General features: G+C 65.4%; 21 protein-coding genes. 15 read left to right on the forward strand and 6 right to left on the reverse strand.

Annotated elements, in window-relative coordinates:
* The first annotated feature begins 111 nt into the window (after window positions 1-111).
* The 10 genes from E8F06_RS19740 (at window position 112) to hutG (ending at window position 12,519) form a co-directional block, all read left to right on the forward strand.
* The gene (locus E8F06_RS19740; protein WP_280370246.1) at window positions 112-1,119 is read left to right on the forward strand and encodes an ABC transporter substrate-binding protein; all 1,008 of its coding nucleotides are present in this window, start codon (window positions 112-114) and stop codon (window positions 1,117-1,119) included.
* 291 nt (window positions 1,120-1,410) lie between these two features.
* Window positions 1,411-3,081 (forward strand): urocanate hydratase, encoded by a 1,671-nt coding sequence (gene hutU / locus E8F06_RS19745; protein WP_280370248.1) that lies wholly within the window; start codon window positions 1,411-1,413, stop codon window positions 3,079-3,081.
* Window positions 3,078-4,616 carry a histidine ammonia-lyase gene (gene hutH / locus E8F06_RS19750; protein ID WP_280370640.1) on the forward strand — a complete coding sequence of 513 codons (1,539 nt, stop codon included), beginning with the start codon at window positions 3,078-3,080 and terminating at the stop codon, window positions 4,614-4,616. The genes hutU and hutH (E8F06_RS19750) overlap by 4 nt, the downstream gene beginning before the upstream one ends.
* A 73-nt stretch (window positions 4,617-4,689) precedes the next feature.
* The gene (locus E8F06_RS19755; RefSeq protein ID WP_280370250.1) at window positions 4,690-6,096 is read left to right on the forward strand and encodes an amino acid permease; all 1,407 of its coding nucleotides are present in this window, start codon (window positions 4,690-4,692) and stop codon (window positions 6,094-6,096) included.
* Between the two features lie 156 nt (window positions 6,097-6,252).
* Complete coding sequence (locus E8F06_RS19760; protein ID WP_280370252.1) at window positions 6,253-7,221, forward strand: ABC transporter substrate-binding protein; 969 nt, start codon at window positions 6,253-6,255, stop codon at window positions 7,219-7,221.
* A gap of 74 nt (window positions 7,222-7,295) precedes the next feature.
* On the forward strand, window positions 7,296-8,147 hold the full coding sequence (locus tag E8F06_RS19765; RefSeq protein WP_280370253.1) for a proline/glycine betaine ABC transporter permease: 852 nt from the start codon (window positions 7,296-7,298) through the stop codon (window positions 8,145-8,147).
* A complete protein-coding gene (locus tag E8F06_RS19770; protein ID WP_280370255.1) occupies window positions 8,144-8,974 on the forward strand; it encodes a glycine betaine/L-proline ABC transporter ATP-binding protein in 831 nt (276 codons plus the stop codon). The genes E8F06_RS19765 and E8F06_RS19770 overlap by 4 nt, the downstream gene beginning before the upstream one ends.
* 11 nt (window positions 8,975-8,985) lie before the next feature.
* On the forward strand, window positions 8,986-10,518 hold the full coding sequence (hutH, locus tag E8F06_RS19775) for a histidine ammonia-lyase (protein ID WP_280370257.1): 1,533 nt from the start codon (window positions 8,986-8,988) through the stop codon (window positions 10,516-10,518).
* Window positions 10,515-11,723, forward strand: a complete 1,209-nt coding sequence (gene hutI / locus E8F06_RS19780) for an imidazolonepropionase (RefSeq protein WP_280370259.1) — start codon at window positions 10,515-10,517, stop codon at window positions 11,721-11,723. Before hutH (E8F06_RS19775) ends, hutI begins: the two co-directional genes overlap by 4 nt.
* Window positions 11,716-12,519, forward strand: coding sequence for an N-formylglutamate deformylase (gene hutG, locus E8F06_RS19785; protein ID WP_280370261.1), 804 nt, complete (start codon window positions 11,716-11,718; stop codon window positions 12,517-12,519). Before hutI ends, hutG begins: the two co-directional genes overlap by 8 nt.
* 36 nt (window positions 12,520-12,555) lie before the next feature.
* On the opposite strand, the gene E8F06_RS19790 is transcribed toward hutG, so the two are convergent.
* The 4 genes from E8F06_RS19790 to E8F06_RS19805 all read right to left on the reverse strand — a co-directional run bounded on the left by E8F06_RS19790 (window position 12,556) and on the right by E8F06_RS19805 (window position 15,947).
* The gene (locus E8F06_RS19790) at window positions 12,556-13,515 is read right to left on the reverse strand and encodes an alpha/beta hydrolase (protein ID WP_280370263.1); all 960 of its coding nucleotides are present in this window, start codon (window positions 13,513-13,515) and stop codon (window positions 12,556-12,558) included.
* Between the two features lie 15 nt (window positions 13,516-13,530).
* Window positions 13,531-14,943 (reverse strand): NAD(P)/FAD-dependent oxidoreductase, encoded by a 1,413-nt coding sequence (locus E8F06_RS19795; protein WP_280370265.1) that lies wholly within the window; start codon window positions 14,941-14,943, stop codon window positions 13,531-13,533.
* Between the two features lie 102 nt (window positions 14,944-15,045).
* On the reverse strand, window positions 15,046-15,519 hold the full coding sequence (locus tag E8F06_RS19800; RefSeq protein WP_280370267.1) for an NUDIX domain-containing protein: 474 nt from the start codon (window positions 15,517-15,519) through the stop codon (window positions 15,046-15,048).
* Window positions 15,516-15,947: a hypothetical protein gene (locus tag E8F06_RS19805; protein ID WP_280370269.1), complete on the reverse strand. Its 432-nt coding sequence runs from the start codon at window positions 15,945-15,947 to the stop codon at window positions 15,516-15,518. Before E8F06_RS19805 ends, E8F06_RS19800 begins: the two co-directional genes overlap by 4 nt.
* Window positions 15,948-16,040: 93 nt before the next feature.
* On the opposite strand from E8F06_RS19805, the gene pip reads away from it, so the two are divergent.
* From pip to E8F06_RS19830, 5 genes are all read left to right on the forward strand, one after another.
* Window positions 16,041-17,015 (forward strand): prolyl aminopeptidase, encoded by a 975-nt coding sequence (gene pip / locus E8F06_RS19810; protein WP_280370271.1) that lies wholly within the window; start codon window positions 16,041-16,043, stop codon window positions 17,013-17,015.
* The gene (dtd, locus tag E8F06_RS19815; RefSeq protein ID WP_280370273.1) at window positions 17,015-17,452 is read left to right on the forward strand and encodes a D-aminoacyl-tRNA deacylase; all 438 of its coding nucleotides are present in this window, start codon (window positions 17,015-17,017) and stop codon (window positions 17,450-17,452) included. Before pip ends, dtd begins: the two co-directional genes overlap by 1 nt.
* Before the next feature lie 202 nt (window positions 17,453-17,654).
* Window positions 17,655-18,446: a transporter substrate-binding domain-containing protein gene (locus tag E8F06_RS19820; protein WP_280370275.1), complete on the forward strand. Its 792-nt coding sequence runs from the start codon at window positions 17,655-17,657 to the stop codon at window positions 18,444-18,446.
* Between the two features lie 94 nt (window positions 18,447-18,540).
* Window positions 18,541-19,503, forward strand: a complete 963-nt coding sequence (locus tag E8F06_RS19825) for an amino acid ABC transporter permease (protein ID WP_280370277.1) — start codon at window positions 18,541-18,543, stop codon at window positions 19,501-19,503.
* On the forward strand, window positions 19,496-20,230 hold the full coding sequence (locus E8F06_RS19830) for an amino acid ABC transporter ATP-binding protein (RefSeq protein ID WP_179062526.1): 735 nt from the start codon (window positions 19,496-19,498) through the stop codon (window positions 20,228-20,230). Before E8F06_RS19825 ends, E8F06_RS19830 begins: the two co-directional genes overlap by 8 nt.
* A gap of 405 nt (window positions 20,231-20,635) precedes the next feature.
* Here E8F06_RS19830 and E8F06_RS19835 read toward each other — a convergent pair whose 3' ends face one another.
* Window positions 20,636-21,058 carry a UPF0158 family protein gene (locus E8F06_RS19835; protein WP_190829742.1) on the reverse strand — a complete coding sequence of 141 codons (423 nt, stop codon included), beginning with the start codon at window positions 21,056-21,058 and terminating at the stop codon, window positions 20,636-20,638.
* A 58-nt stretch (window positions 21,059-21,116) separates the two neighbouring features.
* A complete protein-coding gene (locus E8F06_RS19840; protein ID WP_280370279.1) occupies window positions 21,117-23,036 on the reverse strand; it encodes a methyl-accepting chemotaxis protein in 1,920 nt (639 codons plus the stop codon).
* Between the last annotated feature and the right edge of the window lie 57 nt (window positions 23,037-23,093).

Below are 23,093 nucleotides of genomic sequence, written 5' to 3' on the forward strand. Positions count from 1 at the left end.
GCAACCTACAAAAGCCAGGTAGGGACCTGAGTTTGTTGTAGGGTCCGGGCACGACCGCGCCACAGGGTCTAAACCTAATCCTGTCGCCCGTCACGCCTACCGGAGCCTTCCATGCCCCGCCACAGCGTTCTCGCTGCCATCGTCCTGTCCCTGGTCCTGCCGGCTTCGCTGGAAGCCGAAGCCGCCGAATGCCCTTATCCCAAGCCCGTGGTGCTGGCCGGGCTGAACTGGGAAAGCGGCATGTTCGCCACCGAAGTACTGCGGGTGCTGCTGGAGAAGGGTTACGGCTGCAAGACCGACGTGCTGCCCGGTAACACCCTGACCATGGAAAACGCGCTGCGGCAGAACGATATCCAGGTAATCGCCGAGCAGTGGGCCGGGCGCAGCGAGCTGTGGCGCAAGGCCGAAGCGGCCGGTGAAGTCTTCGCCGTCGGCGAGCCGGTGAAGGGCGCCACCGAGGGCTGGTGGGTGCCGGAATACCTGGTGAAAGGGGAGGGCGCGCCCGCTGCCGGACTGCGCTCGGTCAGCGACCTGCCGCGCTTCAAGGCGCTGTTCAAGGACCCTGAATCCCCCGGCAAGGGCCGTTTCTACAATTGCCCCACCGGCTGGACCTGCGAAGGGGTCAACAGCCAGAAGCTCAAGGCCTATGGCCTGGAAGACAGCTACGTGAACTTCCGCACCGGCACCGGCCCGGCGCTGGATGCGGCCATCAGCTCGGCGATCCGCCAGCAGCAGCCGATTCTCTTCTACTACTGGTCGCCGACCCCGCTGATGGGGCGTTACAAGCTGGTGCAGCTGGAGGAGCCTCCCTTCGACCAGAAGGCCTGGGAAACCCTGATCGACCCCAACAACCCGAAGCCCATCGGTACCCGTTCGTTGCCGGCGAAGATTTCCATCGGTGTTTCCCGCGACCTGCGCGAGAAGGCGCCGGCGTTGGTTCAGGCGTTCTCGAAGGTGGAAATCCCGCTGCCGCTGTTCAACGGCATCCTCGCGCGGATGTCCGAGGAGCACGCTGATGCGGGTCCCGTGGCAGATGCCTTCTTCCGTGAGCACCGGGAAATCTGGTCGACCTGGGTGCCTGCGGATGTCGCCCAGCATCTCGATGCTTCCCTGAAGTGACTGTTACCTAAGGCCCCACTTCGGCGCACGCCCGCTTCGAAAGCGGGCATTTCTCGTGTGCGGTAACAGCGTTCGTCTCTCCCCTCTGCTTTACTTGTCTATACATCTTCATGGTGGAAGCCCTTGTTCCACGGGGCTTTTCCCTGCCTTTGCCAATTACCCATGAGGATTTGGCCTCTTGCTTGCATATGCTTGTATGTACAAGTTTATATGTGTGCAGATGTGCGCTGCTTTTCCCGCGCAGTCAGGCAGTAACGCTGCCCGCCGCTACCACCCTACGAGGAGCCAGGCATGACCAAATTCCGTGACACCGAAATCCGCGCCCCGCGTGGCAACAAGCTGAACGCCAAGAGCTGGCTGACCGAAGCGCCGCTGCGCATGCTGATGAACAACCTCGACCCCGAGGTGGCGGAGAATCCGAAGGAACTGGTGGTCTACGGCGGCATCGGTCGCGCGGCGCGCAACTGGGAGTGCTACGACAAGATCGTCGAGACCCTGAAAGAGCTGAACGAAGACGAAACCCTGCTGGTGCAGTCCGGCAAGCCGGTCGGCGTGTTCAAGACCCACGCCAACGCCCCGCGCGTGCTGATCGCCAACTCCAACCTGGTGCCGCATTGGGCCACCTGGGAACACTTCAACGAGCTGGACGCCAAGGGCCTGGCCATGTACGGCCAGATGACCGCCGGCAGCTGGATCTACATCGGCAGCCAGGGCATCGTCCAGGGCACCTATGAAACCTTCGTCGAGGCAGGCCGCCAGCACTACAACGGCAACCTGACCGGCAAGTGGGTCCTGACCGCGGGCCTCGGCGGCATGGGCGGCGCCCAGCCCCTGGCCGCGACCCTGGCCGGCGCCTGCTCGCTGAACATCGAATGCCAGCAGACCAGCATCGACTTCCGTCTGCGCAGCCGCTATGTCGACGAGCAGGCCACCGACCTGGACGACGCCCTGGCGCGCATTGCCAAGTACACCCGCGAGGGCAAGGCGATCTCCATCGCCCTGCTGGGCAACGCTGCTGAAATCCTGCCGGAGCTGGTGCGCCGTGGCGTACGCCCGGACATGGTCACTGACCAGACCAGCGCCCACGACCCGCTGAACGGTTACCTGCCGATCGGCTGGACCTGGGAGCAGTACCGCGACCGCGCTCAGACCGAACCGGCTGCAGTGGTCAAGGCCGCGAAGCAGTCCATGGCTGTGCATGTACAGGCCATGCTGGACTTCCAGAAGGCCGGCGTCCCGACCTTCGACTACGGCAACAACATCCGCCAGATGGCCAAGGAAGAGGGCGTGGCCAACGCTTTCGACTTCCCCGGCTTCGTTCCGGCCTACATCCGCCCGCTGTTCTGTCGCGGCATCGGCCCGTTCCGTTGGGCTGCCCTGTCCGGTGATCCGCAGGACATCTACAAGACCGACGCCAAGGTCAAGGAACTGATCCCGGACGACGCCCACCTGCACCGCTGGCTGGACATGGCCCGCGAGCGCATCAGCTTCCAGGGCCTGCCGGCACGTATCTGCTGGGTTGGTCTGGGCCTGCGCGCCAAGCTCGGCCTGGCTTTCAACGAAATGGTCCGCAGCGGCGAACTGTCCGCCCCGATCGTCATCGGTCGCGACCACCTGGACTCCGGCTCGGTATCCAGCCCGAACCGCGAAACCGAAGCCATGCAGGACGGTTCCGATGCCGTTTCCGACTGGCCGCTGCTCAACGCCCTGCTGAACACCGCCAGCGGTGCCACCTGGGTGTCGCTGCACCACGGCGGCGGTGTGGGCATGGGCTTCTCCCAGCACTCGGGCATGGTGATCGTCTGCGACGGCACCGACGAAGCCGCCGCGCGCATCGCCCGCGTGCTGACCAACGACCCTGGCACCGGCGTGATGCGTCATGCCGATGCCGGTTACCAGATCGCCATAGACTGCGCTCGTGAGCAGGGCCTGAACCTGCCGATGATTGGCAAAGGAGCCTGAGTGTGAATTCGCTGAACCTCAAACCCGGAACCCTGACCCTGGCGCAACTGCGCCAGGCCTTCCACGCCCCCGTGCGCGTGGCCCTGGATGCCAGCGCCGGTGCGGCCATCGATGCCAGCGTCGCCTGCGTCGAGAACATCATTGCCGAAGGCCGCACCGCTTACGGCATCAACACCGGTTTCGGCCTGCTGGCTTCGACCCGCATCGCCCCGGCCGACCTGGAAAAGCTGCAGCGTTCGCTGGTGCTGTCCCACGCCGCCGGTGTCGGCGAAGCGCTGGATGACGCCATGGTGCGTCTGATCATGCTGCTGAAGGTGAACAGCCTGGCCCGCGGCTTCTCCGGCATTCGCCGCAAGGTGATCGACGCCCTGGTGGCGCTGATCAACGCCGAGGTCTATCCGCACATCCCGCTGAAGGGCTCGGTGGGCGCCTCCGGCGACCTGGCACCGCTCGCGCACATGTCCCTGCTGCTGCTGGGCGAGAGCAAGGCCCGTCACAAGGGCCAGTGGCTGCCGGCCACCGAGGCCCTGGCGATTGCCGGCCTGGAGCCGCTGACCCTGGCCGCGAAGGAGGGCCTGGCCCTGCTCAACGGCACCCAGGTTTCCACCGCCTACGCCCTGCGCGGCCTGTTCGAGGCCGAGGACCTGTTCGCCGGCGCCACCGTCTGCGGCGGCCTCAGCGTCGAAGCCATGCTCGGCTCCCGCTCGCCCTTCGACGCGCGCATCCATCTGGCCCGTGGCCAGCGCGGCCAGATCGATGTCGCCGCTGCCTACCGCGACCTGCTCACCGCCAGCAGCGAGATCGCCCGTTCCCACGAGAAGTGCGACAAGGTGCAGGACCCGTACTCCCTGCGCTGCCAGCCGCAAGTCATGGGTGCCTGCCTGACCCAGTTGCGCCAGGCTGCCGAGGTGCTGGAGATCGAATCCAACGCGGTATCCGACAACCCGCTGGTGTTCGCCGAAGAGGGCGATGTGATCTCCGGCGGCAACTTCCACGCCGAGCCGGTGGCCATGGCTGCTGACAACCTGGCGCTGGCCATCGCGGAGATCGGCTCGCTGTCCGAGCGCCGTATCTCGCTGATGATGGACATGCACATGTCCCAGCTGCCGCCCTTCCTGGTGGAGAACGGCGGGGTCAACTCCGGCTTCATGATCGCCCAGGTCACCGCCGCCGCCCTGGCCAGCGACAACAAGGCCCTGGCCCATCCGGCCAGCGTCGACAGCCTGCCCACCTCGGCCAACCAGGAAGACCACGTGTCCATGGCGCCGAACGCCGGCAAGCGCCTCTGGGCCATGGCAGACAACGTGCGCGGCATCCTCGCCATCGAATGGCTGGGCGCCTGCCAGGGCCTGGACTTCCGTGAGGGCCTGAAGAGCTCGCCGAAGCTGGAAGAAGCCCGTGGCCTGCTGCGCGCCAAGGTTCCCTACTACCAGGAAGACCGCTTCTTCGCGCCGGACATCGAGACCGCCAGCGACCTGCTCGCCAGCGGCTGCCTGAACGCACTCGTACCGGTGGGCCTGCTGCCCAGCTTCTGACGCAATCCGGCCGCCCCTGGGGAGGGGCGGCCGTCACCCAGTGCACGACAAGAACAATGAGGAGTGCAGAGGAATGACGACACAACCCGGACTGCAGCGCGGACTCAGTGCGCGGCACATCCGTTTCATGGCCCTCGGGTCGGCTATCGGCACCGGTCTGTTCTACGGTTCCGCATCGGCCATCAAGATGGCCGGGCCGGCGGTTCTGCTGGCCTACCTGATCGCCGGTGCGGCGGTCTACATGGTGATGCGCGCGCTGGGCGAGATGGCCGTGCACAACCCGGTGGCCGGGTCCTTCGGCCAGTACTCAAGCAGCTACATCGGCCCGCTGGCTGGCTTCATCACTGGCTGGACCTACGCGTTCGAGATGATCATCGTCTGCCTCGCGGACGTGACGGCGTTCGGCATCTACATGGGCTTCTGGTTCCCTGACGTGCCGCGCTGGATCTGGGTCCTGTCCATCATCTTCTTCATCGGCGCGCTGAACCTGTGCAGCGTGAAGGTGTTCGGCGAACTGGAATTCTGGCTGTCCCTGCTCAAGGTCAGCGCCATCGTGGCGATGATCCTGGCTGGCCTCGGCATCATGTTCTTCGGCTTCGGCCTGGCAGAGGGAGCCGCCGCTACCGGCGTGCACAACCTGTGGGAACACGGTGGCTTCATGCCCAACGGCATCAGCGGCCTGATCGCCTCTTTCGCCGTGGTGGTGTTCGCCTTCGGCGGCATCGAGATCATCGGCGTCACCGCCGGCGAGGCCAAGGACCCGCAGCGCGTGCTGCCCCGCGCGATCAACGCCGTGCCCATGCGCATCCTGCTGTTCTACGTGCTGACCCTGTTCGTGCTGATGTCGATCTTCCCCTGGCCGCAGATTGGCAGCCAGGGCAGCCCCTTCGTGCAGATCTTCGACAGCCTGGGCATCAGCTCCGCGGCCGCCATCCTCAACGTCGTGGTCATTTCCGCAGCCGTTTCCGCCATCAACAGCGACGTGTTCGGTGCCGGCCGCATGCTCTACGGCATGGCCCGCCAGGGTCAGGCGCCGGCGGGTTTCGCGAAGGTCTCCCGCCATGGCGTGCCCTGGTTGACCGTGGTGGTGATGGGCGCCTCGCTGCTGATTGGCGTGGTGCTGAACTACCTGATCCCGGAGAACGTGTTCCTGCTGATCGCCTCCATCGCCACCTTCGCCACTGTCTGGGTCTGGCTGATGATCCTGCTGGCCCAGGTCGGCATGCGTCGCGGCATGAGCGCGAAGGAAGTGGCCGAACTGAAATTCCCGGTGCCCCTGTGGCCCGCCGCTCCGGCCGCAGCCATCGGCTTCATGCTGTTCGTTTTCGCGGTGCTCGGTTATTTCCCGGACACCCAGGCGGCCCTCTGGGTCGGTATGGTCTGGATTGCTCTGCTGGTGATCGCCTACTGGTTGTGGGTACGGCCGAGACACATGGAAGGGCGGGTTTCTGCTGTGCCCGCGGCAGGTCTGGATGACTGATGTGCGTTGCGTGTAACACCCCACGGCGGCCGGTAGAGGCCGCCGGTGGAGAACAAGAAAAGCGCCAGTCACTGGCAGCGACCGCCGGCCAGTGCCGGTGGTCGCCCCCGATTGAACTGCCCTAATCCTCTTACCAAGTTTCAGGAGCGTCGGAACATGCAATTCAAGAAGCGAGTGTTGAGCCTCATGTGTGCGGCGGGTCTGCTGGCTGGAGCGGCTTCCGCCCAGGCGGCGGGCTGGTGCGAATCCGGCAAGCCGGTGAAGTTCGCCGGACTCAACTGGGAAAGCGGCATGCTGCTCACCGACGTGCTGCAACTGGTGCTGAAGAACGGTTACGGCTGCGAGACCGACAGCCTGCCGGGCAACTCCATCACCATGGAACAAGCCCTTGGCAATAACGATATCCAGATATTCGCCGAGGAATGGATCGGCCGTAGCGACGCCTGGAACAAGGCCGCCACCGCCGGCAAGGTGGTGGGCGTGGGCGCACCGATCGTCGGCGCCACCGAAGGCTGGTACGTGCCGCGTTATGTGATCGAGGGCGACGCCAAGCGTGGCATCGAGGCCAAGGCGCCGCAGCTCAAGGCCATCGCCGACCTCGGCCAGTACGCCGAACTGTTCCGCGATCCGGAGGAGCCGGGCAAGGGCCGCTTCTACAACTGCCCGGCTGGCTGGACCTGCGAGCTGGACAACTCCGAAATGCTGAAGAGCTACGGCCTGGAAGAGAAGTTCACCAACTTCCGCCCGGGCACCGGCCCGGCCCTGGATGCGGCCGTGTTGTCGAGCTATCGCCGTGGCGAGCCTATCCTTTTCTATTACTGGTCGCCGACGCCGCTGATGGGTCAGGCGGACCTGGTCAAGCTGGAGGAGAAGCCCGGCGTGGACAAGAGCGTGACCATCCAGGTCGGCCTGTCCAAGACCTTCCATGACGAGGCCCCGGAACTGGTGGCCGTGCTGGAGAAGGTCAACCTGCCGATCGACCTGCTGAACCAGAACCTGGCGAAGATGGCCAAAGAGAAGATGGATTCGGCGGACCTGGCCAAGGTCTTCCTCAAGGAACACCCGGAAGTGTGGCGCGCCTGGGTTAGCGAAGACGCGGCGAAGAAGATCGAAGCCGCCCTCTGAGGCCGGGGCCTTCCCCCATTCCTGGCCCCTCCTCCTCGGGGAGGAGAGGGCCCACCACCTGACCGGAGCGAGCCATGTTCCCTGAACGCTTCACCTTTTCCATCGCCGACTGGGTCAACGGCTGGGTCGACAGCCTGGTGACCAACTACGGCGACGTGTTCCGCCACATCTCCGACACCCTGCTCTACGCCATCGTCTACCTCGAAGGCCTGCTGCGTGCCACGCCCTGGTGGCTGGTGCTGATCGTGGTCGCCGGGATTGCCTGGCATGCCACCCGGCGCATCCTGCCGACGGTGGTGATCACCGGCCTGTTGTTCCTGGTGGGCGCCGTCGGCCTCTGGGACAAGCTGATGCAGACCGTCGCGCTGATGCTGGTGGCCACCTTCATCTCGGTGCTGATCGGCATTCCGCTGGGCATTCTCGCGGCCCGCAGCAATCGTCTGCGCGCGGTGCTGATGCCGCTGCTGGACATCATGCAGACCATGCCCAGCTTCGTGTACCTGATCCCGGTGCTGATGCTCTTCGGCCTGGGCAAGGTGCCGGCCATCTTCGCCACCGTGATCTACGCCGCGCCGCCGCTGATCCGCCTGACCGACCTCGGCATCCGCCAGGTTGACGGCGAGGTGATGGAAGCCATCAACGCCTTCGGCGCCAACCGCTGGCAGCAGCTGTTCGGCGTGCAGTTGCCGCTGGCCATGCCGAGCATCATGGCCGGCATCAACCAGACCACCATGATGGCCCTGTCGATGGTGGTGATCGCGTCCATGATCGGCGCCCGTGGCCTCGGTGAGGACGTCCTGGTGGGCATCCAGACTCTCAACGTCGGCAAGGGCCTCGAAGCGGGCCTGGCCATCGTCATCCTGGCCGTGGTCTTCGACCGCATCACCCAGGCTTACGGCCGTTCGCGGCACGCAGCCAGCAAATGAGTGGCGAGAACATGAGCAAGATCGTCGTCAAGAACGTATTCAAGATCTTCGGCCAGCGCGCCGACGAAGCCCTGGCGCTGATCCAGCAGGGCAAGAGCAAAGCGGACGTGCTGTCCAACACCGGCTGCGTGGTCGGGGTCAACGACCTGTCGCTGTCCATCGGCGCCGGCGAGATCTTCGTGATCATGGGCCTGTCCGGTTCCGGCAAGTCCACCCTGGTGCGTCACTTCAACCGCCTGATCGACCCCACCAGCGGGCAGATCCTGGTCGATGGCGAAGACATCCTGCGCTACGACATGGAGCAGCTGCGCGAATTCCGTCGCAAGAAGATCAGCATGGTGTTCCAGAGCTTCGGCCTGCTGCCGCACAAGACGGTGATCGACAACGTCGCCTACGGCCTCAAGGTGCGCGGCGAGACTAAAGAGTACTGCCTGGAACGTGCCCAGCACTGGATCACCACCGTGGGCCTGAAGGGCTACGAGAAGTCCTACCCGCACCAGCTCTCCGGCGGCATGCGCCAGCGCGTTGGCCTGGCCCGGGCGCTGGCCTCGGACACCGACATCATCCTCATGGACGAAGCCTTCAGCGCCCTCGACCCGCTGATTCGTGCCGACATGCAGGAACAGCTGCTGGAGCTGCAGAAGACCCTGCAGAAAACCATCGTGTTCATCACCCATGATCTCGACGAGGCCGTGCGCATCGGCAACCGCATCGCCATCCTCAAGGACGGCCAACTGATCCAGGTCGGCACGCCGAAAGAGATCCTCCACCAGCCGGCCGACGACTATGTCGATCGCTTCGTCCAGCGCCGCGTGGCCAATCTGTAAGGAACAGCTGAATGTCGTTACCTGAGAAAGTCCTGCTGGGCGATTCGCCGTTGAACTGGCGCCAGGTGGTGGCCGTGGCTCGCCACGGCGCGCGCCTGGAGCTGACGCCGTCGGCCTGGGCGCGCATCGACAACGCCCGGGGCATCGTCGAGCGGATCGTCGAGCGGGGCGAGCGCGCCTACGGGATCAGCACCGGTCTTGGCGCACTCAGTGAAGTCGTGCTGACCGCTGAGCAGTTCGCCACGCTGTCGCGCAACACCCTGCTCAGCCATGCCTGCGGCGTTGGTCCGGTGCTGGCCGACGAGCAGACCCGCGCCATCATCTGCTGTGCTATCGCCAATTACAGCCACGGCCGCTCCGGCGTGCAGCGGCAGGTGGTGGAAGCACTGCTGGCGCTGCTGGAGCGCGGCATCACCCCACAGGTGCCGTCCCAAGGGTCGGTGGGCTACCTCACTCACATGGCCCACGTCGGCATCGCCCTGCTCGGCGTTGGCGAAGTGAGCTATCGCGGTCGGGTGGTATCCGCCGCCGAAGCGCTGGCCGCCGAAGGCCTCCAGCCAGTGAAACTGGGCGCTAAGGACGGGCTCTGCCTGGTCAACGGCCTGCCCTGCATGACCGGCCTGACTTGCCTGGCCCTGGACGACGCGGAACGCCTGATGCGCTGGGCCGACGTGATCGGCGCCATGAGTTTCGAAGCCCTGCGCGGACAGATCGCCGCCTTCGATCCGGACATCATCGCCCTCAAGCCGTACCCCGGCGTGCAGGCGGTGGGCGCCAACCTGCTGGCCCTGCTGGCCGGTAGTGAAGTGGTCGCCGAAAGTCGCGGCATCCGCACGCAGGACGCGCTCAGCATTCGCTCCATTCCCCAGGTGCACGGTGCCTGCCGTGATCAGCTGGCCCATGCCGCGAAGCAGGTGGATACCGAACTGGCGTCGGCCAACGACAACCCCCTGCTGCTGGGGACCCCGGACAGTTACAAGGTCGTCTCCCAGGCCAACCCCCACGGCGAATCGGTCGCCATGGCGGCGGACCTGCTGGCGATTGCGGTGGCCGAGCTTGGCGGCATTGCCGAACGCCGCCTGGATCGCCTCGTCAACCCGCTGGTCAGTGGCCTGCCGGCGTTCCTGGTAGGCCAGCCCGGGGTCAATTCGGGGATGATGATCGCCCAGTACGTCGCCGCTGCCCTGGTCGGGGAAAACCGTCAGCTGGCGCAGCCGGCCGTTGTGGATAACTTCGTCACCTCCGGATTGCAGGAAGACCACCTGAGTCTCGGCACCAATGCCGCCCTCAAGCTGGGCAAGGCGGTGGAGAACTGCCGCCGAATCCTTGCCATCGAATATCTGTTTGCCGCCCAGGCTTTCGAGTTCCACAAGCCGAGGGGCTTCGGTGCTGGCACAACGGCTGCGTGGGAAACCCTGCGCGAGCACGTGCCGGCTTATGACCAGGACCGCTGGCTGGCACCGGATATCGCCCGTGCCGCCGACCTGCTGCGTGACGGTGCTGCGCTGGAAGGGATTTCCGTTCGCACCGGAGGCCTGCAATGAAACACCTCTGGCACAACTGCCACGCCGCTACGATGCAAGGCGGCAAGTACTCGATCATCGAAGACGCGGTGCTGCTGACCTACGCCGGGCGCATCGAGTGGATCGGCCCACGTGCCGAACTGCCGTCGATCCCCTATGACGTGGAAGTCGACCTCAATGGCGCCTGGGTCACTCCGGGGCTGATCGACTGCCATACCCACCTGGTGTTCGGTGGCGACCGCAGCCGCGAGTTCGAGCAGCGCCTGGAAGGCGTCAGCTACGCCGAGATCGCTGCCCAGGGCGGCGGTATCGCCAGCACCGTCCGCGCTACCCGTGAAGCCAGTGAGGACGAGCTGCTGGAGAGCGCCACCCGCCGCGCCCGCCAGTTGCTGCGTGACGGCGTGACCACCCTGGAGGTGAAATCCGGCTACGGCCTGGACCTGGCCAGCGAGCGCAAGATGTTGCGGGTCGCGCGGCGCCTGGGCGAGACCCTGCCGATCACCGTACGCGCCACCTGCCTGGCGGCTCACGCCCTGCCGCCGGAGTACGCCGGCCGCGCCGATGATTACATCGACCACATCTGCCGCGAGATGCTGCCGGCCCTGGCCAATGAGGGCCTGGTGGACGCGGTGGACGCCTTCTGCGAGCACCTGGCGTTTTCCCCGGCCCAGGTGGAGCGGGTGTTCAAGGCGGCCCGCGAACTGGCCCTGCCGGTGAAGCTGCATGCCGAGCAGCTGTCTTCCCTGCATGGCTCCAGCCTGGCAGCACGCTATCAGGCGCTGTCGGCGGACCACCTGGAATACATGACCGAGGACGATGCCATCGCCATGGCCGCCTCGGGCACCGTCGCCGTGCTGCTGCCCGGCGCCTTCTTCCTGCTGCGGGAAACCCAGCTGCCGCCCATCGATGCCCTGCGCAAGCACGGCGTGGCAATGGCGGTGTCGACCGATCTCAACCCTGGCACTTCGCCCGCGCTTTCCTTGCGGATGATGCTGAACATGGCCTGCACCTCCTTCCGCCTGACCCCGGAAGAAGCGCTGGCCGGCGCCACCCTGCATGCTGCCAAGGCCCTCGGCCTGGCCGGCAGCCACGGCAGCCTGGAGGCGGGCAAGGTGGCCGACTTCATCGCCTGGGACATCCAGCGCCCGGCAGAACTCGCATACTGGCTGGGTGGCGACCTGCCCAAGCGGGTGATTCGACACGGACAGGAGATCGACTGTGGATAACGTTCTCTCATTCAGCCGCGGCAACGTGCCGCTGCTGATCAGCATGCCGCATCCCGGCACCCTGCTGACCCCGGCGGTGGAAGCCGGAATGGTGGAAGCCGGCTGGGACCTCACCGATACCGACTGGCACATCCCGCGCCTTTACGATTTCGCCGGCGAACTGGGGGCGAGCACCCTGGCGGCGCAGTACTCGCGCTATGTCATCGACCTCAACCGCCCGGCCGACGACAAGCCGCTCTATGCCACCGCCACCACCGGCCTGTACCCGTCGACCCTGTTCGATGGCGACCCCCTCTACCACGAAGGCGAGGAGCCCTCGTCGGCGGAGCGGGCGCGCTACCTGGCGGACATCTGGACGCCCTATCACCAGACCATCAGCGATGAGCTGGCGCGGATGAAGGCCGAGTTCGGCTACGCCATGCTGTTCGACGCCCACTCCATCCGTTCCTTCGTCCCGCGTCTGTTCGATGGCCGCTTGCCGGACTTCAACCTCGGCACCAACGCCGGCGCCAGTTGCGATCCGGGCCTGGCCGATGCCCTGGTGGCAGTTTGCGCCGAGGCGGAGGACTACAGCCACGTGCTCAATGGCCGCTTCAAGGGCGGCCACATCACCCGTCACTACGGCCAGCCGGACCAGCACATCCATGCCGTCCAGCTGGAGCTGGCGCAATGCACCTACATGGATGAGCAGGTGCCCTTCGACTATCGCGAAGACCTCGCGGTGCCGACCCAGGCCGTGCTGAATCGCTTGCTGCAGGCGATGTTGGAGTGGGGTCAGCAGCGCTACGGCCGCTGATCACCCTGACAGGCAACAGCGAGTGCCGCCGTTGCTTCAAAGGGCGCGGAGGAAGTCCAGCATCAGCGCGCTGACCTCCTCCGGCCGCTCCTGTTGAAGCCAGTGCCCGGCGCCATTGAGCAGGTGGCACTCCCGCAGTCCGGGCAGCGTTTTCGGAAACGCGGCGATCAACTGGGGAATCACCGGGAAACCGAGCACCGAGTCCCGGCTTCCGGCCATGAACATCGACGGCTGGCGGATGATGCTGCCGCGCCACGGCGCCATGAGTTCGCTGGAGAGGCGCATGGTCCGGTACCAGTTCAGCCCGCCGCGAAAACCGCTGCGCCGGAATGCCTGCACGTAGTAGTCGAGGTCGTCCTCCGTGAGCCAGGCCGGTAGCACGTCGGGCTCTTTCATGTGCCCGAGGAAGCCCTGGCCGGGCTGCAGGCGACCGAATGCCGGCAGGCCCTGCCAATCACCGGAACCGCAGTAGAGCAATCGGCGGAAGGTTGCGCTGATATCCCGCTCCAGTTCGGCTTCCGCCACGCCGGGGGCCTGAAAGTACTGCATGTAGTAATCCTGGATGCCCCGGCCTTCCAGCACCTTGAGGATGTCCGTCGGGTCGGGCGGCGCGAAGGGCACGCTCATGCCGATCACCGCGCGAAACAGGTCCGGCCGCAGCAGGGCGGCGGCCCAGGCCACCATGGCCCCCCAGTCGTGCCCCACGATGACCGCCTGGCGCTCTCCCAGCACCCGTATGAGGTCCACCATGTCCCCGACCACGTGCAGCCTGGAATAGGCCTCCACGGCTTGCGGGGCGTCAGTTTCGCCGTAGCCGCGCATGTCCGGGGCGACCGCCCTGAAGCCGGCCGCCGCAAGGGAGTCGAGCTGGTGCCGCCAGGCGTACCACAGCTCCGGAAACCCGTGGCAGAGCAGCACCACTGGCCCATCGCCCTGTATCGCGACGCGCATGCGGATGCCGTTGACGGTAAGGGTTTCCAGCGTCGGGGCGCCCATGTCCAGGTCTTCTGCTCAGGCGAGCAGCGCCATCAGCCGGGGCAGGTTCACCGCTGCCTGCTGCCTGGCGAGGGTCAGTTCGTGGAGCAGGGCATGGCGCTCGCTGTCGTCGGGCCGGACATCGCGTACCACCGTGGTCATCAGGAACAGGCGGGAGCTGAACAACCACTGGGTCAGGGCCTGGTCTTCGCGCCAGCGCTGGAAGTTGCCCAGGTAGACGTCCCAGATCCTGAGCCAGTCCTCTGGAACCCGTGGCACCGGGACCGGCTGGCAGCAGGCGTTCTTCGCCGCGTCGTCGGCCAGGTGGCATTCGACGTAGGCGATCAGGGCGGCTGAAAACACCGGCTGGTTGTTGCTGACGAAGGTCAGGTTGATCCTGTTTCCGTCGAACACCTGTGCCACCTTCCATCCGGCCAGGGCGCTGGCGCTACAGTCGATGAACAGGGCTCCCATGGGCACCTCCACGCTGCCGCCCTCCAGCATGACCTTACCCGGCTCGATCGCCTCGACATGGCCCATCCGTACCTTGTGTTCGATACCGCGCAGGGCGCTTAGCTCGCTTCGGGTGACTGTGGCGCCGCGATAGGCCCGCGGCGTGACGGAGAGGTCGATACGCAGCAGCTGGCCCGACTGTTCAAGCCGGTCGAACAGGTCTGCGAGCGAGGTGGCGGCGCCAAGGGCCGAGTACTGCGCGGTGACACCGTGGACGCTCTGCTCGAAGTACTCGAGGCCGGGTTGCAGGGTGGCGCGATCCACCAGCCAGGGATCGCTGGGCATGATCCAGTGGATCGAACCCGGCGACACGCCGTTCTGCAGCAGCCACAGGCAGGTATCGATGCCGGTCTTGCCGGAGCCGACCACCACATAGGCGGGATGTGGCTGGCGGATCTGGGGCAGCTCGTTGGGCGGTACGCAGGTTACCCCGGTGGCCACCCGGTATTTCGGTGGATGTGTGGAGGGCACCTGGGTCTGGGCGTGTGTGGCGTCGACCAGTTTCCGCCGTACCTGCACCCGGTACTCCGTGCCGCCAAGCAGGGAAACGAAACGATGATCCGCTGCGCGATCCCCGACGTAGTCGCACATGGGGAAGTAGCGCACGCGCCCCGACGGCAGGAACCGCTGATTCATCACCTGCTCGTAGTAGCTGAGGATTTCCGTACCAGAGGCCAGTTCGTAGAGGTTCTCCCCCAGCGCGGAGCTGTCTTTCTTGCCACTGCCCAACTCACGGGAATTCACGCCGTAGCAGGCCGAGGGCTGGTGAAGCCGGACGAAGGGGTAGGCGTCGTTCCAGTGGCCGCCGGGCTGGGCGTGGCGGTCCACCATCAGCACGGTGGCGTCGGATTCGCTGAGCAGCGTGTCGACGAAGGCCATCGCCGCAGCGCCGGCGCCGATCACCAGATAGTCGGTTTCCAACAGGTCCGGGTGCATGGCGACTGTCCTCGCGAATGTGGAAGCCCCCACCCCCCCAAGGCTAGTCCCGTGAGCCCGGAACTCCAGATCAAGAGCTGATTGCGACGATAGCCAAGGGCTCTAGCGCTGCAGGCCGAGATGGCGGATCACCACGACCTCGGCGGCGACCCGCTCCCAGACATCATCCAGCAGCTCGGCCGGGTAGAAGGGCAGGGCGGCCAGCTCGTCGCGGCTGATCCAGGCCAGTTCCTTGATGTCGAACTCGTCGCCTCCCAGGCCGCTCAGATTGGCCAGGCTGAGTTCGCCGCGCCAGGCGTCGATCCGGTAGAACAGCTCCATGTGGAAGCGGCCCATGGCCGGCTCGGCGAATTCGCGGACGTAGACCAACGGGCCGACGTCCACCTCCAGCCCCGTCTCCTCCATGAACTCGCGGCGCACGGTGTCACGGGTGCATTCGTCCTTGACCGATTCGAAGCCGCCGCCCGGCGGTATCCAGTAGGTGTCGTCGCCCACTTCGTGCCTGACCAGCAGGATGCGGCCATCACGCACCAGCAGGCCGGCGGCGCGGATGCGGTGGGTAAGTGGCGCGCTCATTGCCAGTCCAGCCGGGCGAGTTTCCACTCGCCGTCGTCGAGCCACCATTCCAGCTTCACCCCATAGTGCCGGGCGCTGTCGGGAATCAGCCCCTCGGCGCCAGTGAGGGCGACCTGGGCGTCGGTATAGCCTTTTTCGCGGTAGGTCGGGTCCAGGCTGTTGGCCTTGCCGAGGGCGATCACGCTGACATTCTTGTGGCGCATGAACAGCAGGGTCATGGTGCGTTTGGCCCAGTCACGGTCGTTCTGCTGCTGGGCGATGAACTGCGGGTGCAACTGCTCCAGCACCGCGGCGGTTTTCTTCGATTCGAGGTTGTCCTGCAGTTGTTGCACTGCTGCATCCAGCTCCGCGGCCGGGTCGCTCCGGCCACAACCGGCTAGGATTGCCAGTACGCAGAGCGTCGGCAGAGCGATCTTCCTGAGTAGCATGCTGAACTCCTTTTTCCTCGTTATGATGCCCGGCAGATTAGAAGGCCGGACTCGTCCAGGGGTCGACCTTACGCACAGTTTCGGGAGCCCAGAATGCAGACTTTGTATCCGGAGATAAAACCCTACGCCCGGCACGAGCTGGCGGTGGATGCGCCGCACGTGCTCTATGTGGATGAAAGTGGTACGCCGGAAGGCTTGCCGGTGGTGTTCATCCACGGTGGCCCGGGGGCCGGCTGCGACGCCATGAGCCGGCGCTTCTTCGATCCGAACCTGTATCGCATCGTCACCTTCGACCAGCGTGGCTGTGGCCGCTCCACACCCCACGCGAGCCTGGAAAAGAACACCACCTGGGACCTGGTGGCCGACCTTGAGCGCATCCGCCAGCACCTGGGGATCGACAAGTGGGTGCTGTTTGGCGGTTCCTGGGGCTCCACCCTGTCCCTGGCGTATGCCCAGGCGCATCCGGAACGCGTGCACGGCCTGATCCTGCGCGGCATCTTCCTGTGCCGGCCGGAGGACTTCCACTGGTTCTACCAGGAAGGCTGCAGCCGGATGTTCCCGGACTACTGGGAAGACTACCTGGCACCGATTCCGGCCGAGGAACACGGCGACCTGATGCAGGCCTTCTACAAGCGTCTGACCGGCCCTGACCAGATCGCCCAGATGCACGCGGCCAAGGCCTGGTCTACCTGGGAAGGCCGCACCGCCACCCTGCGTCCGAGCGCGCCCGTGGTGGAGCGCTTCAGCGAGCCGATGCGCGCCCTGTCCATCGCCCGCATCGAGTGCCACTACTTCGTCAACAACGCCTTCCTCGAGCCTAACCAACTGCTCCGCGACATGCCGCGCATCGCCCACCTGCCGGGTGTGATCGTGCATGGCCGCTATGACGCCATCTGCCCCTTGGACAACGCCTGGGCCCTGCATAAGACCTGGCCGAACAGCGAACTGCAGATCGTCCGCGATGCTGGCCACGCGGCCGCCGAGGCCGGCATCACCGACGCCCTGGTGCGCGCGACCAACCAGATGGCCCGCCGCCTGCTGGAGCTGCCGCCCGAGGAAGACGCCTGATGAAGGCACTGCTGCAACGGGTCAGTGCCGCCCGCGTTGAAGTGGAAAGTGAGGTGGTTGGCGCCATTGACCAGGGCCTGCTGGTGCTGGTGGGCGTCGAGCCCCAGGACACCGAGGCCAGCGCCGACAAACTGCTGCACAAACTGGTCAACTACCGCGTATTCGCCGATGCCGAGGGCAAGATGAACCTGTCCCTCGGCGCCGTTGGCGGCGGCCTGTTGCTGGTCTCCCAGTTCACGCTGGCCGCCGATACCAAGAGCGGCCTGCGCCCGAGTTTCTCTACCGCAGCATCTCCGGCGCGCGGTGAGGAGCTGTTCGACTACCTCGTGGCACAGGCCCGCCTCAAGCATCCGCAGGTGGCCACCGGCCGCTTCGGCGCCAACATGCAGGTGCACCTGATCAACGACGGTCCGGTCACTTTCCTGCTCGAAAGCTGAGCTGGCCCGATATCTGCTTCTTGCGACTCGCCATCCACGGAGATGCGGTTTAGCATGCGCGCCATGCCCCGTCGTTCGTGGGCTGGACAACAACAACGATCTGCCCCGTTGGCAGGCTCTTGAAACGCTACCTGCGTTGCCGAGGCGTCGCCTTGACTGCGTCGTTAACGTTTTTCAACGAGCCGCCCCATTAGGAGAAGGAATGAAAAAGTTTCTCGCGTCTTTGCTGTTCGCCGCCAGCGCCCTGACCGGTCTGGCCCACGCTGGCATGGTCGATGATGCAGTCAAGCGCGGCACCCTGCGCGTCGGCATGGACCCGACCTACATGCCCTTCGAAATGACCAACAAGCGTGGTGAGATCATCGGCTTCGAAGTCGACCTGCTCAAGGCCATGGCCAAGGCCATGGGCGTCAAGCTGGAACTGGTATCCACGAGCTACGACGGCATCATCCCGGCCCTGCTGACCGACAAGTTCGACATGATCGGCTCCGGCATGACCCTGACCCAGGAGCGCAACCTGCGCATCAACTTCTCCGAGCCCTTCATCGTGGTCGGCCAGACCCTGCTGATCCGCAAGGAGCTGCAAGGTGAGATCAAGTCCTACAAGGACCTGAACGATGGCAAATTCCGCATCACCTCCAAGATCGGCACCACCGGCGAAATGGTCGCCAAGAAGCTGATCTCCAAGGCCCAGTACCACGGCTTCGACAACGAGCAGGAAGCGGTGATGGACGTGGTCAACGGCAAGGCCGACGCCTTCATCTACGACGCCCCGTACAACGTGGTGGCCGTGAACAAGGCCGGTGCCGGCAAGCTGGTGTTCCTGGAAGAGCCCTTCACCTTCGAACCCCTGGCCTTCGGCCTGAAGAAGGGCGACTACGACAGCCTGAACTGGGTCAACAACTGGATGCATCAGGTCCGCAACGACGGCACCTACGAGCGTATCCACGCCAAGTGGTTCAAGAAGACCGACTGGCTTAAAGAGATGGAATAAGCCCGCACCGGCCTCAGGGCCAGTGTTGGTTGCGACAGGCCCGGCCCACAAGGCCGGGCCTGCCTTTTGTTCCCCGCCATGAGCGAGATTTACCTTGACTAGAAAACATCGCCGTAACTGGCCCTGGCACATCCTGACCGGTCTGATCCTGGTCGTGATTGGCTGGGGACTCTGGTACTCCACCTCACTGATTTCCTACGAATGGCGCTGGAATCGCGTGCCTCAGTACTTCGCCTACCAGGCGGAGGAAAGCCAGCGCGCTGCCGATTACAGCACCGTCAGCGCCATCGCCGACGCCGGCGACAACGCCCGCGTGACCCTGACCGCCGAGGGCGGTGAGGAGCAGGTGCTGGAAGTGGCCCGTGACAGCCTGCAGGTGAGCCAGGGCGATGACGTTTCCGAAGGCGACCAGATCGGCGTGACCCGCCATTGGACCGCCGGCCCGCTGCTCTGGGGCCTCTGGACCACCCTGTGGATATCCGTGGTGTCCGGCGCTTTCGGCCTGCTGATCGGCCTGTTTACCGGCCTCTGCCGCCTGTCGGACAACCCCACGCTGCGCGACCTGTCCACCGTTTACGTCGAACTGGTGCGCGGTACTCCGCTGCTGGTGCAGATCTTCATCTTCTACTTCTTCATCGGCACCGTGCTGAACCTTTCCCGCGAGTTCGCCGGGGTGGCGGCGCTGGCGTTGTTCACCGGCGCCTACGTCGGCGAAATCGTCCGTGCCGGCGTGCAGTCCATCGCCCGTGGCCAGAACGAGGCGGCGCGCTCGCTGGGCCTGAACGCGGGCCAGTCCATGCGCCACGTGATCCTGCCGCAGGCGTTCAAGCGCGTGCTGCCGCCGCTGGCCGGGCAGTTCATCAGCCTGGTCAAGGACACCTCGCTGGTGTCGGTCATCGCCATCACCGAACTGACCAAGAGCGGCCGCGAGGCGATCACGACCTCCTTCTCCACCTTCGAGATCTGGTTCTGCGTCGCTGCGCTGTACCTCGTCATCAACCTGCCGCTGTCGCAAATCGCCAGCCGTCTGGAGCGGAGGCTCGGGAAAAGTGATTGAAGTCCGAAACCTGGTGAAAGTCTTCGATGCTCGCGGCCAAGAGGTGCGGGCTGTGGATAACGTCACCACGCAGGTGAAGCGTGGCGAAGTAGTGGTGGTGATTGGCCCGTCGGGCTCCGGCAAGTCCACCTTCCTGCGCTGCCTCAACGGCTTGGAGGAGCTGGATTCCGGTTCGGTGAGCATCGACGGCGTCGACCTCGCCAATCCGAAGACCGACGTGAACGCCTACCGCCGCGAAGTGGGCATGGTGTTCCAGCACTTCAACCTGTTCCCGCACATGACCGTGCTGGAGAACCTCTGCCTGGCGCAGAAGGTCGTCCGCAAGCGCGGCAAGGCCGAGCGCGAGGCCAAGGCCCAGGCGCTGCTGGCCAAGGTCGGCATCGCGCAGAAGGCCAACGAGTACCCCTCGCGCCTGTCCGGCGGCCAGCAGCAACGCGTGGCCATCGCCCGCGCCCTATGCATGGAGCCCAAGGTGATGCTGTTCGACGAGCCGACTTCGGCGCTGGACCCGGAGATGGTCGGCGAAGTGCTGGACGTGATGAAGCAGCTCGCCCAGGAAGGCATGACCATGGTCTGCGTGACCCACGAAATGGGCTTCGCCCGCGAAGTAGCCGACCGGGTGCTGTTCTTCGACCACGGCAAGCTACTGGAAGACGCACCACCCGCGCAGTTCTTCGACAAGCCCCAGGACCCGCGCGCGCAGAGCTTCCTGCGGCAGGTGCTGTAAAGCTCGGAGTAGGGTGGATCACGCTTCACCGATCCACCAACGGCGCCCCACCCTGGCGCGCAATTCTGCGGATTGGCACGGACATGCGCCCCTCTCCCTTCAGGGAGAGGGGCCGGGGAGAGGGAGGCGGTGCAATCGTCCCTGCAGGCACGTGACGAAGGTGGGGTTTGAGTTACCCCTCCGGGAAGAGAAAATGAAGGCCGGTTCGGACTATCCGACCGGCCTTTTTTGATGGGTATCGCTTCGCTCCACCCATCCTACGGATCTGATCAGGCAGGCGGAGCTGGCCTTTTGTAGGTTGTGGCTGAGCGGAGCGAAGCCCAACAAAGCCAAGCTCGGCGTCCGCAATGTTGGGCTTCGTGACCTCAGCCACAACCTACGGCCTTCCCGAGCCCCATAACGGGCTCAGTGCAGCGGCTTCGCCGGCTGCAGTTCGTTCTCTTCCAGCCAGTCCTGGGCCAGTTCGCGCAGCCGGGCGGCTTCGAACTGGTGCCAGGCCTCCAGCAGTACCGGGTACTCCATCAGCACATGGCGGAAGCTGCGGGCGGGTTTGCGGCCCGTCAGGGCCTGTTCCAGGGCGGAATAGGCGTGGGGGTGGACCACTTCATGGAGGAACTCCTGCATCAGCCGCAGCTCGTCGCCCTGGCCCAGCGGCTCCACCAGCAGGAAGCGCTCCGGCTCTTCCCGCAGCAGGGTTTCCAGTTCGGGGTCGGCGTCTTCTTCGGGAATCAGCAGGACCTTGCCGCTAAGCAGGTCGAGGTAGTGATCGAGACCCTCGGTATTGAGGGCGAAGGCGATTTGGTCGAGGTCGATGGTCAACGGGCGCATGGCGGACACTCGAAGGCAGGAAACATGACCGGATCCTACCTCCAAGCCCGGGGAATTGTCAGATACGGAAGCGGCTGACGGTCGCCTGCAGTTCGTTGCCCAGGCGCGCCAGTTCGCTACTGGAAGCGGCCGTCTCCTCGCTGGCGGACGCGGTCTGCTCGGAAATATCGCGCACGTTGACCACGCTGCGGTTGATTTCGTCGGCAACGGCGCCCTGCTGCTCTGCGGCCGCCGCGATCTGCTGGTTCATCGCCTGGATGGTGGAAACCGCCTGGGCGATTGCGCTGAGCCGCCTTCCGGCGCGGCGGGTCAGTTCGACGGTGCTGTCGGTCAGGCTGCGGCTGGTGTCCATCAGACTCGCGGCGTGCTGGGTGCCGCTCTGCAGGCCGTCGATCAGCTCCTCGATTTCCTTGGTGGACTGCTGCGTGCGCTGCGCCAGGCCGCGCACTTCGTCGGCCACCACGGCAAAGCCGCGTCCGGCTTCGCCCGCGCGGGCGGCCTCGATGGCGGCGTTAAGGGCCAGCAGGTTGGTCTGCTCGGCCACCGACTTGATCACATCGAGCACGCTGCCGATCTTCTCGCTCTCCTGCTTGAGGCGGTCGACGGCGTCGTTGGAACGGCCTACCTCGGCCGCCAGTTTATCCATCTGGGCGACGGCATCGTTGACCGCGGTCTCGCCTTCCTTCGCCTGGCGATCGGCCGCGCTGGCCGCTTCGGAGGCCTGTTCGGCATTACGCGCGACTTCCTGCACGGTGGCAGCCATCTCATTCATGGCGGTGGCAACCTGGTCGGTTTCCACCTTCTGGTTGTTGACCCCGGCGCTGGTCTGCCCGGTGACTGCCGAGAGCTGTTCGGCCGCGCTGGCGATCTGGACGACGCCGTCGCGGATCTGGCCGATCAGCTGGCGCAGGTTCAGGGTCATGCGCTGCATGCTGCCCTGCAATTGGCCGAGTTCGTCGTTGCGGTCCGCGTGCAGGTCTTCGCTGAGGTCGCCGGCGGCAATGCGTTCTGCGGCGCCCAGGGTGCGCTGCAGGGGACGGACGATCTGCCGGGTGATGACCAGGGCAGCGCCGATGCCGATGAGCAGCGCCAGGAGCAGGGCCGTCAGCAGCAGGCTGCGGGTGGTGCCGGTTTCGTGATTGCGCTTGTCGGTTTGCCGTTCGACCAGCGAGCTGCTGACCTGCATGAGCTTTTCGCCCAGGCCACGCATGGTTTCCAGGTGGGCGCCAGTGCTGTCGGTGGCGCTGCGGAATTCGACTATCGCTGCCCGGTAGGCCTTCAGGGAAACGCTGACCTTGCCCAGGTCTGCGTCGTCGCTGCCAATGGTTTCGCCGAGCTTGGCCACCGCCGAGAGCGCGCCGTCCACCGCCGTCAGGGCGGCTTCTTCGAGGTTCGGGTCGCTGCTGAAGGTATAACCGCGCACCTGGAAACGGGCCTGCTGCACGGACAGACGAAGCTGGACGAGGGTGCGGTACTGCGCGAGGCGGCCGCTGTCGTCGAGGGTGATGTCGTCGAGGATGCGTCGCTCGATCTGGTCGATCACCGCCACCGCCTGGTCAGCGCTCGTGCCCAGCTTGGCGCGGGCCGCTTCACGGGCCTGATAGGCCTGTACGAGCTGCGCAAAGGCGTTCTGGTAGTTGCGGGTGGCGCTGCCCTGCTCGGCGACGAGAGCGCGGTCCTGGGGGTCTAGAAGGACGCTGGAGAGGTGACTGCCAAGGTCTTCCAGTGCCTTGAGGCTGTCGTTCACCGCCGCGGCGACGGCCGGGTCCTGCTTGATCTGGAACTGCATGCGATTGATGCGCAGGTCCTTGGTCAGTTCGCTCAAGCTCGCGCTCTCGCTCAACTTTTCACCGCGTTCGATGGTGCTGCTGAGGGCGAGCCAGCCGGTAAGGGTGATCAGGACGGTCAGCAGTAGGACCAGGCCGAAGCCTGTGGCGAGCTTGAGGTTGACGCTGATGTTGCTGAACCAGCGGAACATGCGGAGCACTCCTTTGCGAGCATGGCGGGCGAGAGGCCGCCTGGAATACTCCTGCTA

It is taken from the genome of Pseudomonas sp. BN411, assembly GCF_029871235.1.
GTDB lineage: Bacteria > Pseudomonadota > Gammaproteobacteria > Pseudomonadales > Pseudomonadaceae > Metapseudomonas.